This is a genomic window from Arenibacter catalasegens (assembly GCF_002909235.1).
Taxonomy (GTDB): domain Bacteria; phylum Bacteroidota; class Bacteroidia; order Flavobacteriales; family Flavobacteriaceae; genus Arenibacter; species Arenibacter catalasegens.
In genome coordinates, this window is record NZ_PHQQ01000020.1 from 35,801 (window position 1) to 53,181 (window position 17,381).

The following is a 17,381-nucleotide window of genomic DNA, read 5'->3' on the forward strand; positions in this document are numbered from 1 at the left end:
TAAACTTTTAATGCAAATTAACGCTGTTATAAAAATAATCATAAATATATATGGGGAAAATTAATATAAGGATACACCTTACTTTATTGGTGTTGGCTGTGTTTCTGTTGGGTTCTTGTTCCCCTAAAAAAGAAGTTGATAAAACGGCCGAATTTAAGGAGGAAACCTTATTCTCGCTATTGGCTTCCGATAAGACGGGAATCGACTTTGTAAACAAGGTGGTAAATCAAAAAAACTTCAACATTTTTAAGTACCGAAATTTCTACAATGGAGGTGGGGTTGCTATTGGCGATATCAATAACGATGGTCTGTCCGATATATATCTTACTGGAAATATGGTTCCCAATAAGTTGTATTTAAACAAAGGAGGATTAAAATTCGAGGATATTACGGAAGCTGCTGGAGTACAAGGTAATAAGCCTTGGTCTACCGGGGTGAATATGGTTGATATTAATAATGACGGTTTATTAGATCTTTATGTAAGTAATGCCGGAAATATGGAGGGCAATAACCATGACAATGACCTATATATAAACAATGGGGATCTTACTTTTACCGAAAAGGCGGCCGAATATAATTTGGCGAAAACCGGTTTTTCTACCCATGCCACATTCTTTGATTACGACAAAGATGGCGATCTTGATGCCTATATATTAAATAATAGCAACGTGCCGGTCAGTAGTTTGGGCTATGCGGAACAACGCGAGGTAAGGGCTCAGGATTGGGCCGGGGTTCCTGACATTTTTAAGGGCGTAGGTGATATGCTCCTTAGAAATGACAACGGAAAATTTGTGGATGTTAGCGAAGAAGCTGGTATCTATGGGAGTTTAATAGGTTTTGGACTTGGAGTTATGGTCAGTGATATCAATGGAGATCTCTATCCGGATATCTACGTTTCAAACGATTTTTATGAAAGGGATTACCTCTATATTAATCAAAAGGATGGTACCTTTAAGGAAGAGATAGAACAATGGACCTCCCATTTAAGTTTATCGGCCATGGGTATAGATATGGCAGATATAAATAATGACGGCTTTGCGGACATATTTATTACCGACATGCTACCTGAAGGGGATCAAAGAGTAAAATCGGTCATGGAGTTTGAAGGCTACAACGTTTTTAAATTAAAGCAGAGCAAAGATTTTTATCAACAGTACATTCAAAACACCTTGCAATTAAATAACGGGAATAATTCGTTTTCTGAAGTGGCCTATTACAGTGGGGTAGCCAAGACCGATTGGAGTTGGGCAGGCCTTTTGTTTGATATGGACAACGATGGATTAAAGGACATATATATTACCAATGGGATTAATCATGATTTGACAGACCTGGATTTTGTAGATTTCTTTGCCAATGAAATTATCCAGAAAATGGCGCTCACCGGCGAAAAGCAATCCATAGATTCTATCATTGCCAAAATGCCTATTGCTCCCCAGCCCAATTACGCTTATAGGAATAAAGGGGACATTACATTTTCCAATGAAACCAAAAATTGGGGCATGGAAATACCTAGTATGTCAAATGGTGCCGCCTATGGGGATTTGGACAACGATGGCGACTTGGATATTGTGGTCAACAACGTTAATATGGAAGCTTTTCTATATGAGAACCACAGCGATAAAAAATCCGAAAACAATTATCTTAAATTAAAATTCGAAGGAAGCAGTGCTAATAAATTTGCCATAGGAGCTACAGTAAAACTTTTTTTTGACCATCAGGTGATTGTACAGGAGTTGATGCCTTCCAGAGGGTTTCAATCCTCAGTAGATTATATTATGACCATTGGTTTGGGTAAAAATACCACCATCGATTCCATGCAGGTAATATGGCCGGATGATCGGTCCCAGAAATTCAATACTATTAAAACCAATCAATTCCTGACCCTTAAAAATTCCGAGGCCAAAGAAATATTTGTTCCCTATAAAAAACCAATTGTGAATCCCCTCCTTAAAGAATTGGGTAATTCCAAACTCTTGGTACATAAAGAGAATAATTACAATGATTTTGATTATGAAGGTCTCATCTCTAAAATGCTTTCCCAAGAAGGGCCAGCTCTTACAGTGGCCGATGTAAATGGGGATGGTAACGAAGATGTTTTTATAGGTGGCGGAGCCAACCAGGCCGGAGTACTTTATCTTCATGATGGTAAGGGTAAATTAACGGCAACCCAACAAAAAGCTTTTGAAAAGGATAGCGCTCTGGAGGATACGGCGGCAGCATTTTTAGATGTAGATGGTGATGGGGATAGGGACCTTATGGTTGGAAATGGCGGAAATCAGGTAGGGGATGAGAAATTGTACAGAACAAGGCTTTATATAAATAATGGGAGAGGGGTTTTTGAAGCCTCCAATCAGGTTTTGCCAAGTACTTTTAAAAATATTGCTGTGATTGCACCCGAAGATTTTGATAATGACGGCGATATGGACGTATTTATCGGGTCTAGAAGTGTTGTTGGTAACTATGGATTGGATCCGGACCATATTTTCCTAGAAAATAATGGTGACGGCACTTTTGCGGATGCCACCGAACGTTTGGCATACGATACCAAACAAGCCGGTATGGTTACAGATGCTATCTGGATAGACATCAATGGAGATGGAAAGAAAGATTTAATAACAGTAGCCGATTGGGGAAAGCCTATAATCTATAAAAACTCCGGCAAACGACTATCAAAAATAAATACGGCATTGGATAGTCTAAGCGGATGGTGGAACACTGTAAAGGCCGAAGATTTGGACAATGATGGCGACTATGATCTTATTCTGGGGAATCAGGGAAGTAATGTGCCCTATACTTGTTCCAAAACCAATCCCATGAAATTGTGGGTCAATGATTTTGATAACAACGGAACCATAGAACAAATCACCACTCGCAATTTTGAAGGAAAGGACTATCCCATCCATCAAAAGAAGGAGCTTACGACTCAAATGGTAGCTTTGAAAAAGCAGAACCTTAAGTCCTCCGAATATGCCAAGAGAACTATTGACGAACTTTTTTCAAACGACACCTTTAACAATTCTATTGTAAAGGAAGGTACCGTACAGGAATCCATAATCGCAATTAATGAAGGAGGTGGAAAATTTACCATTAAGATATTGCCCGGGCGAGTACAATTGTCATGTGTTTGTGGTATTACATGTGCCGATATCAACAATGATGGCTATTTAGACCTAATAATGGGGGGTAATAATTTTGAGTTCAAACCTCAGTATTCACGCCTTGATGCCAATTTTGGAAGTATTCTTTTGGGCAATGATAAGCTCGACTTTGAATGGCAAGATTACGATGACAGCGGGTTTTTTATTAAGGAGGAGGTGAAACATATTGAACAGTTTAAGGATAAAAATGGAAAACGATTCGTCATTGTTGCCATTAATGATAACAAACCAAAAGTATTTGCGCTAGATGAGTAGAGTTACGCTATATGTTTTATCTGCAGTGCTTCTCTATGGTTGTGGCTCCAAGGAAGGTGAAATTTTCAGGAACCCATCATCAAGTGAAACGGGAATCGATTTTCAAAATACCATAACAGAAACCGATGACTTGAACATTTTGGATTACCTATATTTCTACAATGGTGGAGGGGTTGCCACTGGTGATATTAATGGGGATGGGCTGCCCGATATTTTCCTTTCCGGGAATCAGGTAAAAAATAGATTATACCTAAATGAGGGAAACTTGAAGTTTAGGGACATATCCGAAACTGCTGGAATCTCTGGGAATAGTACTTGGAACACTGGGGCCATAATGGGCGACATAAATGGGGACGGACTATTGGATATCTATGTTTGTTCGGTAGTTGGAATAAATGGGTTTAATGGGCAAAATGAGCTCTATATAAATAATGGAGATACTACTTTTACAGAAAGTGCAGCCGAATTTGGTCTCGATTTTGATACCTATAGCAGCTCCGCGGCCTTGCTCGATTTTGATTTGGATGGGGATTTGGATATATACCTACTCAATCATGCCGTGCATACCCAACAATCTTATGGGAAAGCGGAATTAAGGAAAAAGAGAAATGCACAGTCCGGGGACAAACTTTTGCGCAATGATGGGGGTGTATTTGTAGATGTTAGTGAAGAAGCCGGTATTTACGGTGGTGCCAACGGATATGGATTAGGTATTGCCGTAGCTGATTTTAATCAGGACGGATATCCCGACATTTATGTAGGGAACGATTTTCACGAGGACGATTATTATTATATTAACAATGGTAATGGTACCTTTTCTGAACAATTGCGCAACTATTTTGGGCATACCACCAAATTCTCTATGGGGAATGATGTTGCCGATATAAACCATGATGGGTGGCCCGATCTTATTTCTTTGGACATGCTCCCCGAAGATGAAAAGGTTCTAAAATCTTCTGAAGGCGATGACCTTACCCAAACCCAAATTTTGAGAGTGGACCGTTTTGGGTATCACTATCAATATTCGAGGAATATGTTGTTTTTAAACCAACACAATTCACCTTTTACGGAGCAAGCTATCCAAAGTGGAATTTCAGCGACCGATTGGAGTTGGAGTGCATTATTTGGGGATTACGACCAGGACGGAGAACAGGATATCTTTATTTCCAACGGTATTCCAAAAAGACCAAACGATCTTGACTTTATAAAATTTGCATCTGATGAACAAATTAAAAATAAGCTTAGCAATACCAAATTGGTAGATCAGCAGGCCTTGAATATGATGCCATCAGGGGTAACGCATAATTATGTTTTTAAGGGAGGGGAAGAACTGAAATTTAGAGATATGTCCGGCGTCTGGATGGTTAAGGATACCCTGATTTCCGGGGCGACCGCTATGGCCGATTTGGACAATGATGGTGATCTGGACCTGATAATAAATACGCTGAATAGTCCAACGGCATTGTACATCAATAAAACCGACGCCAAGGGCAACTATTTAAAATTGCGGTTTAAGTATACCGCCAAGAATAAGTTTGGGATAGGCACCAAAGTCTTTGCCTATCTAAACGGGAAATTGCAATACAAGGAACTGTATACTGTACGGGGATTCCAATCATCTTCAGAGCCAATGGTTCATTTTGGTTTTGGAAAGCAGGATAAGGTGGACTCCCTAAAAATTGTTTGGCCAAATAAGACCTATCAGGTTTTAAAAGAGGTGGCTACAAATCAAACCTTGATCATTTCTCCGGAAAACACGAACCCCTTCAATTATAGTTCCCTAAAGCCAACATCCAAAGGAATATTTAATAAAGTTGAAGGAAACTTGGGCATCAATTTCACCCATGAAGAAGATAATTATTTGGATATCAATAGACAAAAATTAATTCCCTACCAAATATCTGACCGTGGTCCTGCCTTGGCTATAGGTGATTTGAACGCTGATGGAAAAAATGATATATTTTTTGGAGGCTCCAAATACATTCCGTCAAGAATATTTCTACAGGGCGATACCACCTATTTAGAAAAAAGGATTGCAAATATTGCGAACGACTCGATAAAGGAAGATGTTGCCGCCATTATAGCGGACCTAAATAATGATGGGAAGGAGGACCTTTTTATAGGAAGTGGAGGGGCTGATTTTTACAATGAGATGGTTCCCTTAACGGATAGCTATTATCTTCAAAATAAATCGGGTTTTGAGGCAAGTGAATTACCTGATTTTTTTGAAAATGCGGCAGTAATAAGGGAATGCGATTTTGACAATGATGGTGATCTGGATTTATTTGTTGGCAATAATGCCATAACGAACGATTTCGGCAATATCCCAAATTCCTATTTGCTAAGGAACGATCAAGGTAATTTTTCCCTAGTGGAAAATAAGGAACTGCAAAAAGCCGGAATGGTCACAGATGCTGTCTGGAGCGATTTTGATAATGACGGAATTCTGGATTTAATTGTTGTGGGAGAGTGGATGACCCCTAAATTCTTTAAAAATGATGAAGGTCAGCTTAGGGAGCAGATGCTTTTGGATAAAACTTATAACGGACTTTGGGAATGCATAATACCCTTTGATATTGATAAGGACGGCGACTTGGATTATCTACTGGGGAATTGGGGGAGTAACACCAAGTTTAAGGCCTCTAATGAGTATCCAATGAAAATGTTTTATTCAGACTTTGACCATAACGGGAGTACCGAGACCATTGTGGCCACCGAAAAAAATGGCAAGTATTATCCTTTGGAAGGTCTGGATGAACTTTCTGCCCAAATGGTAGGCCTGAGAAAGAAGTTTACCACCTATAAGGCCTTTGCAGGAAAACCCATAACTGAAATATTGGATCAAAAAGCCCTAAAGAATAGTACTGTATTAGAGGTTAACACCCTGCAGTCCGGATATTTACAGAATAATGACGGGAAATTTTCCTTTGTTCCCTTTGCAGCAGAATTACAGCTTGCCCCCATAAGAGCCTTTTTAGAGTATGATTTTGATAAGGACGGAAATACAGAGATTTTGGCGGCAGGGAACTATTTCGGAATAAAGCCTTATCACGGGAGGTTGGATTCCTTTTCAGGGGCCTTGATAAAAAATGAAAATGATGTAATTTTGGGCAACAAAATAGGCCTTGAGCTGCAATTTAAATCTGTAAGACATTTAAATATAATAGATTTGAACAGCAAGCCCTATTTGTTGGTCACCTACAACAACGATCAGGTTCAGGTATATAACTTGGGTGAATAAGAATTGTAGAATGGCTGACTATGCTTAAAAGGATATTTTATAGCTAGCATATGGTGAAATCCAAAATTCATGAACTCCGTATAAAAACAATAGAAAAGGTTATCACTAATAACATCTGACCTTTAAAAAACAAATAAGTATAAACTGATGAAACAATATTTAAGATTAATCCTATTATTTGCAATTATAGTCTCCTGTGATAAAAAAGAGGAGTTAATTGTCATTACTCCCCAAGATCTACATAATTCCATACACAAGGTTACGGAAGTTATGATCCATGATATTTTCTCGCCTCCTGTGGCAAGTAGAATTTTTGCCTATCCAAATATTGCGGCATATGAAATTATAGCGCTTAACAATGACGAATACAAGTCTTTGGTAGGTCAGGTAACGGATTTGACGCCTATCCCGGCACCTGGGATGGACAAACCTATCAATTATCAAATGGCAGCCCTTATTGCTCATATGGAAATAAGCAAGCGATTAATTTTTTCAGAAGATAAAATTGAGGTACACCGAGACAGCTTGTATTTAAATTGGCAGGATAAGAACCTGACCCTATTCAATAATTCCAAAGAATACGGACTAGAAGTGGCAAAACATATTTGGGAGTGGCTGGATAAGGATAATTATAAGCAGACGAGGACGATGCCCAAATTTACTATTAATATGGACGACACCTCTCGATGGCAACCAACACCTCCAGCCTACATGGATGGTATAGAGCCACATTGGAGCAAAATACGACCTTTCGTTATAGACTCTGCCAATCAATTCGTACCTGCTCCACCGCCAGTATTTTCCATGGAATTGGATTCTGATTTTTATAAAGAGGTCAAAGAGGTCTACGACATAAGCAATGAAATTACCTTGAAAGGGGATACTTCGGAAGAAATTGCCATTGCAAAATTTTGGGATTGCAATCCCTATGTCTCCGTAACTCGGGGGCATTTAATGTTTGCTACCAAAAAAATTACACCGGGCGCACATTGGATCGGGATTACCAAGATAGCTTGTGAAAAAACGGATTCCGATTTTGATAAAACCGTATTTGCCTATACCAAGACTTCAATGGCCATAGCAGATGCCTTTATTAGTTGTTGGGACGAAAAATACCGTTCTAATCTTATACGCCCCGAAACGGTGATAAATCAGTATATTGATGAGAATTGGCAACCTGTACTACAAACTCCGCCTTTCCCAGAATACACAAGTGGACATTCTGTGGTATCCGGAGCGGCAGGTACTGCCTTGACCAGTATTTTTGGGGACAATTTTTCCTTTGATGACGATACGGAAATACCTTATGGATTGCCAATTAGAAGTTTTACATCCTTCAATCAAGCGGCAGATGAAGCGGCTATTAGTCGAATGTATGGTGGGATCCATTATAGGGCAGCTGTAGAAGTGGGGGTAGGACAAGGTAGGGATTTGGGTAAATTTATTGTGGATAAACTGGATATGAAGGGAGCAAAGAACCTGGTATCCAAATAATACCTGGGATTAATTGCTTATTAACACTTCTGTAATTTTTAAGATTTATATACCAGGAATAAAATTAAAATAGTGAGAAACAAAATTATTTACTTTGTAGCTTTCCTTCTTCTGATATCCTTGGTTTGGTATCTTTTTTTAAAACCCTATGATTATTCGGTTTCCATTACATCCAAGACATTCCCTGGAACCATAAATCAGACTATAAAATTATGGGGTAATGCCAACAAGAATACGGTATTGTTGCAGCAAAAGGATTTTTTGAACATTGATCAGCAGTTATCTTTTAATGATTCTATATTCCAATATCAGTGGAGAATTACCCCTATCAATGATTCTACCTCTAAAATAAACGTGTATATCAAGGATGTTGGTCATAGCCTAATGAATAAAATGAGCCTTCCTTTTTCCGACACCAATTTCGAAAAACGGACTAGAAGGACCATCTTGGACTTTAATAATGTATTGAAGGAACATATAGAAAAGTTTAGGGTTTCTGTTATGGATACCCTTCAACAACTACCAGATACCTATTGCGCCTATATTCCTTTCAAAGCTTCCCAGCTGTCCAAAGCAATGGGAATGATGCATAATTATCCTACTCTAAGTACTGTACTTGTTGATAACAATGTGGAATTAAATGGAAGACCATTTTTGGAAATTACCAATTGGGATAGGACGAAGGATAGTATTTCTTTTAATTTTTGTTATCCAATTATAAGAAGTGATAGCCTACCACAGAATGAAATCATAAAGTATAAGAAATTTAATGGTTTTAAGGCCTTAAAAGCCATTTACAACGGAAATTATATTACCTCTGATCGTGCATGGTACGCATTATTGGACTATGCCAAAGAAAATGGGATAAAGGTCTCTGAAACACCTGTTGAGGTGTTTTTTAGCAACCCAAATATTGGTGGAAATGAACTTGAATGGATAGCAGAAATATATATGCCTTTAAAAGAATAAGATGAAAAAATATTTGTTTTTGTTGCTTTGGGCAATTATTGTTGGGTGTGCCCATAATTATGGACAATTGACGTATGTCACCAAACTTCCCCATAAATTAACTGAGAATTCGGGAATAGTCCCTTCCAAGGATTCTACGCTCTGGTTTGTAATGGATAGAGGAAATCCCGATAAAATTTATCAGGTAAATTATAATGGTGACCTTTTAAAGGAATTAAAAGTAAAAAATGCCAAAAATCACGATTGGGAGGATTTGGCCAGTGATGGGGAAAATGTATACATAGGAGATTTTGGAAATAATAGTAATAGCCGAAAAAATTTGGCCATTTATAAGATTCCAAATCCCAATGCTGAAACAGGAGATGATATTGAAGCGATAAAGATTGAATTTAGTTATCCGCAGCAGAAAGATTTTCCTCCCAAAAAGAATAAATTACTTTTTGATGCAGAGGCATTTTTTTATTATCAAAATAACTTTTACATAGTTACAAAAAACAGGACGCAACCTTTTAACGGTGAAGCAATGTTGTATAAGGTTCCGGCCATAGAGGGGAAACATCAGGCCCAATATTTAGGTTCCTTTGTTCCTCCGAAAGGTAAGATAAAAGGACAAGTAACTTCTGCTGATATTTCCCCAGATGGCAAAACTATAGTGCTACTGGGAAATGGTACCTTATGGGTGTTTACAGATTTTACCATGGATAATTTCCTTTCCACTGGAACCTTAAACACCATAGATCTTGGTGTATATACACAATTGGAATCAGTTTGTTTTACCAATAACGATACCCTATTGCTTTCGGACGAGGAATCCGGTAAAACTGGAAGAAACCTTTATTCCTTTGTGTTGGGGAATTAAGTTAAATCTCAAAACCGGGGTGCTTGATATTAGAAACCAAAGCCAACTCCAAATGAAAACCTTGGTCCTTCTACACTGTTGAACAAAGCTATCCTAACCGTCATCACATCTGCCCCGTTCAGAAAGAATCCTCCTCCATATGAGGTGTGCCACGAATCGGAATTTTTACCAGATGTCCAAACCCTACCGTAATCAAATCCACTATAGATTCCGACTGTAACAGGTAATAATCCTGTCTTTATTCTTTTAAGGCTGTATCTTAGATCCGTGTTTTGGTAATAACTCGTCTTACCTGAAAATCGCTGATTTCTAAACCCCCTTAGTCCGTCTACTCCACCAATGCTGGCAGCCTGGTAAAATTCGTAATCGTCCCCTAAATTAAAGTGGGCTTTCCATTTGGCGGCAAGCACCAATCTGCCGTCGGAAACTAATTTATGGTCTAGGGAAAGGCTAGGAACTATATAGGCATAGGACTGTCCCGTGTTCTCCATACTGGCTTTATATCCCACCAAAAGTCCAGTAGCCATTCCCATAGTAGGGAAGGCGGCATTGTCCAAATTTTCATAGGTATATTCTGCATCAACTCCCAGAAAACTGTTCCTGTTTTCCTCTCCATTGGCCAGATAAAAGGTGTTCACATACCTATTTTCAGTTTCTTCCACTTCCTGACTTTCCAACGAAATACCAGTTCTGAATTTTCCTCCCAATTGGCCGCGCCAGATCAAGGAGGGTGAAAAATTTAAATGTTGAATTTTCACCCTATTATAATCCATATCCAAAGTATCATCGAAATTTTGGGTATCATTCCCTATTCCGAAAAAGTTAATGCTGAAATTAGGGCTTGTAAAACGAGCGGCCAGTTCCAAATTCCAGTTCTCGAAAATATGGGCAAATTCACCTTTGTAGCCCAACTCAAAACCGTTGGTTGCAAAATAATAAGCAGCGTTGTAATAGTGTTGAGTGGTGTAGGGATTTTGTCTAAACCCGTAAAAAGTACTGGTGGCACCAAATCCTAGTTTTATTCCATCATCTGGATTAAATCCTACGGAAGGAATTATCTGTCTTGTACTGTTTCTAAGTTTTAACGGTTGATAAGTGTTGGTTTCATAATCGTTCGTAAGCCTTAGCTTGGCGCCTTGGATTTTTTTGAAGGTATTTTTCTTGGTCTTATGGTCATATATCCAAGTATTGGATCCAGTGGAGATGTCATATATATCGTTGTTTTGCCCTCCTATAAGTCTTATTTTGATCTTATTGGCTTTACTCCCGGTAACTTCGAAAATATCATCGTCATCTAGGCCGTAGATCCATATTTCCTTGGTGGTGAGGCTATTGAATCTCTTTTTAAAAAAGAGTTTCGATTTTTCCCCGTCTATATTGCGATATGCCTGAATCTCCGTTTCGCTGTCGTTCAAATTATTAATTTCGAACCAATCATCCTTATCGGTGCCCTTTATGACAACGTATTTGTTAAGCGCCAAAAAATAGTCATCGGCAATTTTGGGCAGATTTTTGATCCGGGATATAAGGATGTTCTTTAAATCCAGGATATTTTCGTCCACAATTTCTTTGGGAAAGGAAGCAAAGGCTTTGTCTATAATCTCCGTACTTATGTTTTGCTGAATAAATTGCACCTGTTTCTCCCAATCGGATTTGGTGGTTTGGGCCAACAGTGTTACATCCAAAGCATAAGCACTCTTGTTAAAGGCTTCAGCATTTCTAATGTCATTGTTAAAACCTTCCATCATTCCTAAGGCCGGAATTGTTCTTGTGGCAAAGCTCATAAGGGCACCATCCCCCCAAATGGAATACACTTGGTCCCGATCTCTTGGTATAGCCTCAAAAACAATTTTCCCTGTTTCCTCATCCTTGATTTCTCCCCAACGCCACTGATCGTCGTGTCTGTCCCAATCCCCTATTACCATATCAAATAAGCGGGTCCTTAGGTATCTGTCCGTATTAACCACATATTTTTCGTCTCGTTTAATTTTATCGATCATGTCCCAGGTGCTTTCAATTTTATTGGCATAACCAAAGCTGCCCAAATCTCCATGGCCATCGCCTACCTGTTCTTCCAAAATATAAAGTTCATCCCCAAATTCGCCATTAAATTCTGCAAGGGTCGATTGCTTTGGGATGTAGTATAACTTAGGGTTGGTATGGTAAAGGTCTATTGCATCGGAAAGGGTGCCCACTGTCAGAAGACCATATGGTAGGGCCCCGGTATAGAAATCCATCAAAAGTTTTTCTGTATAGGTGTCCTTAAATTCTCCAATGACGTATTTATTTTTAAAAGCCATGGCCTGTAGGTATACCTCTGCACTTTTTTTTACGGCCCTTATTACGTATTCCTTTCCATTTTTATCTGTTAACCGCAAGGATTTGGATTGGTTACCGCCACCTTTACGGACGGGCTTTAAACCGCCATACAGCGTATCTAATCTAAGCGTGGGGGCATTTACCTCAATACCGTAATACTTCCGGTAACGTTCGCCCCAAATAGTTCTAAAGAATTCACTTTTTTTAATGTCTTCCTGTGAATAGACCGATGCTTTTATTTCTTTTGGAAACACTTCACCATCAAAGTCATAATTTTTATTTCTATCTGGTGGCAGCACTTGAGACGAGAATAATAGGTCCTGATCATAATTTGGGCCAACCCCAAAATACCTTACCTCTGAGGAGCCATCTTTGTAAACCTCTAATTGTGCAAAGCCCATTCTCCCCGTGGAGAATTTAGAACCGTTCAATAATCGGGTAACTCCTGCTTTGGCACCAGAACCACTTACAATCTGGGGGGTGTTGTCCTCCACGATATATTGAAGCGAATGTTCGTGTCCCGAAGTAAAAATCACCTTGTCAGAGTACTGTGCCAAGGTGATTATGCGATTCTTAAGTTCCGTATATCTTTTATTCTGTAGATCAGCAATGGAGGCTCCGCTTGTTCTTCTTATAAGGTTGGCAAAAGAGCCCAAAATAGGGAAAGGGAAGTTGCCTCCCACAGGGTTTAAGTGAAGTTTGGCGGAGTACTGTCCGCCGTGCGGACCATAGCTGAACATTGGGTGGTGTAGGGCCAAAATGGTAGTCTTGTCCCTATTTTTTTTGATTAGACTTTCCAGTTCCTCAAAAAAGGTCCCACGATCTTTTATTTCGCATTTATCGTTCATGGTGGGGTGTTTGTCCCAATTGGTCAGATACCATTCCGTATCAATTGCGATAACTACAATTTTATCGTTGATATCTATTTTTTTTATGGGGCAACCATCTTCAGGAAAAAAAACATCTTTACTTTTTAATTCCTTCTGGATGTATTTTTGTTGTCTCTCCAGCCCCTCCAGCCCCTCGTTGTACCAGTCGTGGTTTCCAGGAATAAAGATAGGATTCCCCTTAAAATGGGTAAGGGTTTCCAGTTGGGCATCCAAATTGTTTTTAGCGATTAAATAGGCTTGTGTGGAATCCTTTTTATTGGGCATTCCGGCAGGGTAGATATTGTCTCCCAGAAATAGTGCGGTACTGTTTTTGTCAGCCTTCTCTAAGGCATTTTTAAACGTTTTTAGCGCTTCATTTTTATCATCCATTGGAGATTTTCCCGCATCGCCTATCAAATAAAACGTGTGTAATAATTCCTTGTCACGAGGGCTATCCACTAAATTGCTTTCTTCCGCATATTTAGTTTTATAGGTGGCACAGCCTACCAAAAGAAAAAGTATCAGTATTAGTATGTAATGTTTTCTCATGTAGTTCAGTTTAGAAATCAAAATTTTGTAATTTGTGAATTCATATTTAACTCTTATGTCGGATACCATCGAAAAAACTGAAGCTTTTGTTGTTGATTTATTATCAAATAAATTAGATAACAGCTATTTATACCACAATTTAGGTCATACCCGGAGGGTTGTTAAAAGTACTAAAGAATTATTGAATTTTTATAAGTTGAGCAAGGAGGAGAACGAACTTGTACTACTGGCGGCTTGGTTGCATGATACTGGCTATACCAATGGGTCTGAGAATCATGAAGAGATCAGTTGCGATATAGCTCAGGATTTTTTGAAAGCCGAGAATTATGGTGAGAAAAAGATAGAGACCATATGTAGTCTTATAATGGCTACCAAAAGATACTATGAGCCCAAAAACCTAATGGAAGAAATTATTAGGGATGCCGATTGCTCCCATTTTGGGAAGAAGAGTTATATGGAAACGTCGGAGTTACTACGGGAAGAGTTGGATATTCAGGGAACGGCAACCTATACCCAAAAAGAATGGCGTGAGGCGAATCTTAAAATGTTCCAAACAGAACAGCGTTTTTATACCGATTATGCGCTTGAAAATTGGCAAGGAGAAAAGGATAAAAATATTAGAAGACTTATAAAAGGAAAGAAGGCGGAGGAAAATTTAGCAAAAAAAGAGAGGTTAAAGGCCAAGTATAAGAGTGAAAGTCCGGATAGGGGAATTCAGACCTTATTTCGGGTAACGTTGAAAAACCATTTGACCCTAAGTGATATCGCTGATACCAAAGCCAATATTCTGCTATCGGTAAATGCCATCATAATCTCCTTGGTATTGTCCAACCTAATTACCAAACTGGACAGTCCTTCTAATATGTATTTGATTTACCCTACCCTAATTTTCGTTGTATTTAGTGTGGTTTCCATGGTGCTTGCAGTTCTAGCTACAAGGCCTAATGTAACCCAAGGGGAATTTACCAAAGAAGATGTGAAACAACGAAAAGTAAACTTGTTGTTCTTTGGGAATTTTCATAAAATGAAATTGGAAGATTATCAATGGGCCATAAATGAGTTGGTTCAGGACAAAGATTATATATATTCTTCCCTGACAAAAGACTTATATTATCTTGGGTTGGTATTGCATAGGAAGTATAAAATATTAAGGTGGACCTATACTATTTTTATAATTGGAATGGTAATTTCGGTTATAGCCTTTGCCGTTGCCTTTCAGTATTTTGGCCCAGATCGCGGTATTTAAGTAAAAGCGGAAACTTATTTCTTTAGTTCCTGCATTAAATCCTCATAAGTATAGGTCTTATCCTTTTCTGTATTGGATTTGTAGAGGATGGAGGCCCTTATGGCCTTTAATCCGGAAACCCCTTGTAATCCTTCCAATTCAACAATTTCTACCTTGCCACTAAAATAACCTTTGGATTTTAGGAACCTTATATACCTCAGGTATTCCAACTCATCCTTTTTCTGCGAATAAACTATGGCAATCTTACCGGCTTGTGTTAAACGTTCATTAGTTCCCTTAATGTAGGATTTGTCGATTCGTTTTTTGATGATCTCATATCTAGCATTGTAAGTGCCATCTACATCAAATCGTTTTTCATCCATCCTAAAACGGATAGACAACGAGCCATTATAGACCAAGATCAATGATGCCACATTCAATTGTATTTGGAGCCTGGATTTAAGGTCGTAGTGTTTGTTTTCCATTTCGCAAATAACCTGCAACTGCCACAACCTAAGATTGTTGAGGTAGAGTAGGTCAAATTCCCTTTCTCCTGTAATGGAGTCCCCTATATACATGTTGTGCTCTACACCATCTGTCTTGTAGCGCTCAAAATAATGTGGATACATTTCTTGCGCCTCCTCCTGTTTTTTGTCGATTACAGAGGCCAATTTTTTATTGATAAGCATGACACTTTCATCGTAATTTTTCCTATGGTCATAATAGGAGCCTGTTCCCTTATCTATTTTAGATTCGTAGGAAATCAATAAATCTTGAAGGTGTGTGTCCCATTTTTTTACATGTGCAAAAACTGGGTTTATTTCTTCTTGGACAAAATCGAAAATTGCCTGTTCGCTATTGGTGTGTAGTACCTCTTTAATTTCCTCCACATGGTTGTCTACCCTAAATATAAGCTCTTCGTAAATGGGTAACTTATTCTTTCGCCAGACCTCGGTAAGTATATTTTTAATTTCCGACAATTGGATCATTAGATCCCGTTGTATTGCAGTATTTCTTTCCAGAGAGGAATTTTGAATATCTACTTGTCCATATAAAGGATATATTTCATCAAAGACTATTTCACGGAAAGAGGGCTGTAGACCTTCTTGGTCATCTATTATAAAGCGTTTTGCCTCTTGTTTGAACTTCCAGTAAACCGATGGATGAACTGATGTGCATTCATTCTGGATCACCGCATCAATTAAGTTTTCCTCCTCCTGCAATGAACGTAAAACCGCAGAAACAATATAGGGGAGTACATCATCCAATTTCTTGGCATTAACACTGTTTAGGTCATTGGCTTTATCGGACACCAGCTCCAGCACTCCTAATAATTGTCCATCCTTTGCTATAGGTGCGAAAAGTGCACTTTTGATTTTTTGATCGTGTAAACCCTTGTATGGAGGCATGCCTTCCGAGAGTTTATAATATTTTTCTACGTCACTGATTACAAAGGAACTATTTTGATCAATTAATTTACTGTAAGAGGCCTGGCAAAGGGACTCATTGCAAGTCTCCACTTTCTTTTTTTGTAAAATAAAACTATCTATTCCGTTTACGGAAACCCTTTCAAATTGCTGATCTTTGGAATTATAGACAACGAATCCAATACGCATATTTGGCAACCCAAATAACGATTTAAAGGTCTTTTCCACACCTTTAATAAAATTACCTCCACTTTTATCATTAATGATCAAGTTGGATTTTATTTCTGAAATTGAATGTTCGGTAGTTACGTCGAACATATTCGATATTACAAAGCCTTTACTGATAAAGCTATTGGGAGGTATCTTTTGTTTCCAGATCTCCACATTGTCTATGTTTTCCAATAACTCATCAACGTCTTCCTTTGTTATTTCAGGAGGACTGCCATTGGGTATTATTTCTATAAAATCGGCATTGTATAAAATCCGGTAATGTTTCATTACCCCTTTGGCATCGGGAATGTCATAGAAAAAAGGCTTCTTAAAATCTAGATCAAATCCGTAGTAAAAGTTGAGGATGACGACACAGGCCATAATATAGCTTACCTCTTCTTCCTGATTCCTAATTTCTGGCACAAAATCAGGTCCTGCTGCAGCCAAAATTCGCTCAAATCGATTGCTTGAATTAAATATGATGTCGGTATATGGTGTGGAAGCTGTTTTAATTTCATTGTTGGTAAGAACAGAGGAAAACAAATCCTGCAAGATGATTTGTATAATTTCTTTGTGTTCTTCCAGTAAGGACATATCGGTGAATCCTTCACGGAGTTCAGGAAACGGAGCTTGGGCTTTCAGAATATAACTTGCCTTGGAGGCCAAAAACGAATCCTCACTTTGTGCCATTTCATCATATTGCTTCAATAGTTTATTAAAGCTTATATGATGATCCAGAGGTGATATTTTATCCGAAAATCCCTTCATTATTAATTTTAGTCCACGTTTGGAACGTAAAATTACAA

The 17,381-nt window shown here is 38.5% G+C and carries 8 protein-coding genes; 6 read left to right on the forward strand and 2 right to left on the reverse strand.

Annotated features, from left to right (window positions below; all coding sequences use genetic code 11):
• The first annotated feature begins 50 nt into the window (after positions 1-50).
• The 5 genes from CWD90_RS15160 (at position 51) to CWD90_RS15180 (ending at position 9,976) form a co-directional block, all read left to right on the forward strand.
• Entirely contained in the window at positions 51-3,413 is a 3,363-nt protein-coding gene (locus CWD90_RS15160; protein ID WP_103476929.1) for a VCBS repeat-containing protein, read from the forward strand.
• Positions 3,406-6,654 (forward strand): VCBS repeat-containing protein, encoded by a 3,249-nt coding sequence (locus CWD90_RS15165; protein WP_103476930.1) that lies wholly within the window; start codon positions 3,406-3,408, stop codon positions 6,652-6,654. The genes CWD90_RS15160 and CWD90_RS15165 overlap by 8 nt, the downstream gene beginning before the upstream one ends.
• 147 nt (positions 6,655-6,801) lie before the next feature.
• A complete protein-coding gene (locus CWD90_RS15170) occupies positions 6,802-8,148 on the forward strand; it encodes a vanadium-dependent haloperoxidase (RefSeq protein ID WP_103476931.1) in 1,347 nt (448 codons plus the stop codon).
• A gap of 72 nt (positions 8,149-8,220) precedes the next feature.
• Positions 8,221-9,117 carry a transcriptional regulator gene (locus CWD90_RS15175; RefSeq protein ID WP_103476932.1) on the forward strand — a complete coding sequence of 299 codons (897 nt, stop codon included), beginning with the start codon at positions 8,221-8,223 and terminating at the stop codon, positions 9,115-9,117.
• Between the two features lies 1 nt (position 9,118).
• Positions 9,119-9,976 carry a hypothetical protein gene (locus tag CWD90_RS15180; RefSeq protein ID WP_103476933.1) on the forward strand — a complete coding sequence of 286 codons (858 nt, stop codon included), beginning with the start codon at positions 9,119-9,121 and terminating at the stop codon, positions 9,974-9,976.
• A gap of 29 nt (positions 9,977-10,005) precedes the next feature.
• Here the strand turns inward: CWD90_RS15180 and CWD90_RS15185 are convergent, their stop codons facing one another.
• Positions 10,006-13,713, reverse strand: coding sequence for a metallophosphoesterase (locus tag CWD90_RS15185; RefSeq protein ID WP_103476934.1), 3,708 nt, complete (start codon positions 13,711-13,713; stop codon positions 10,006-10,008).
• A gap of 55 nt (positions 13,714-13,768) precedes the next feature.
• Between CWD90_RS15185 and CWD90_RS15190 the strand changes: the two genes are divergently transcribed.
• The gene (locus tag CWD90_RS15190; RefSeq protein ID WP_103476935.1) at positions 13,769-14,959 is read left to right on the forward strand and encodes a Pycsar system effector family protein; all 1,191 of its coding nucleotides are present in this window, start codon (positions 13,769-13,771) and stop codon (positions 14,957-14,959) included.
• A gap of 14 nt (positions 14,960-14,973) precedes the next feature.
• Here the strand turns inward: CWD90_RS15190 and CWD90_RS15195 are convergent, their stop codons facing one another.
• Complete coding sequence (locus CWD90_RS15195; RefSeq protein WP_103476936.1) at positions 14,974-17,343, reverse strand: GAF domain-containing protein; 2,370 nt, start codon at positions 17,341-17,343, stop codon at positions 14,974-14,976.
• Between the last annotated feature and the right edge of the window lie 38 nt (positions 17,344-17,381).

Excerpts from the sequence above, each read along its gene's own strand:
- CWD90_RS15165 (WP_103476930.1), top strand. The coding sequence starts at position 3,406 with ATGAGTAGAGTTACGCTATATGTTTTATCTGCAGTGCTTCTCTATGGT.
- CWD90_RS15185 (WP_103476934.1), bottom strand. The coding sequence starts at position 13,713 with ATGAGAAAACATTACATACTAATACTGATACTTTTTCTTTTGGTAGGC.
- CWD90_RS15190 (WP_103476935.1), top strand. The coding sequence starts at position 13,769 with ATGTCGGATACCATCGAAAAAACTGAAGCTTTTGTTGTTGATTTATTA.
- CWD90_RS15195 (WP_103476936.1), bottom strand. The coding sequence starts at position 17,343 with ATGAAGGGATTTTCGGATAAAATATCACCTCTGGATCATCATATAAGC.
- CWD90_RS15180 (WP_103476933.1), top strand. The coding sequence starts at position 9,119 with ATGAAAAAATATTTGTTTTTGTTGCTTTGGGCAATTATTGTTGGGTGT.
- CWD90_RS15160 (WP_103476929.1), top strand. The coding sequence starts at position 51 with ATGGGGAAAATTAATATAAGGATACACCTTACTTTATTGGTGTTGGCT.
- CWD90_RS15170 (WP_103476931.1), top strand. The coding sequence starts at position 6,802 with ATGAAACAATATTTAAGATTAATCCTATTATTTGCAATTATAGTCTCC.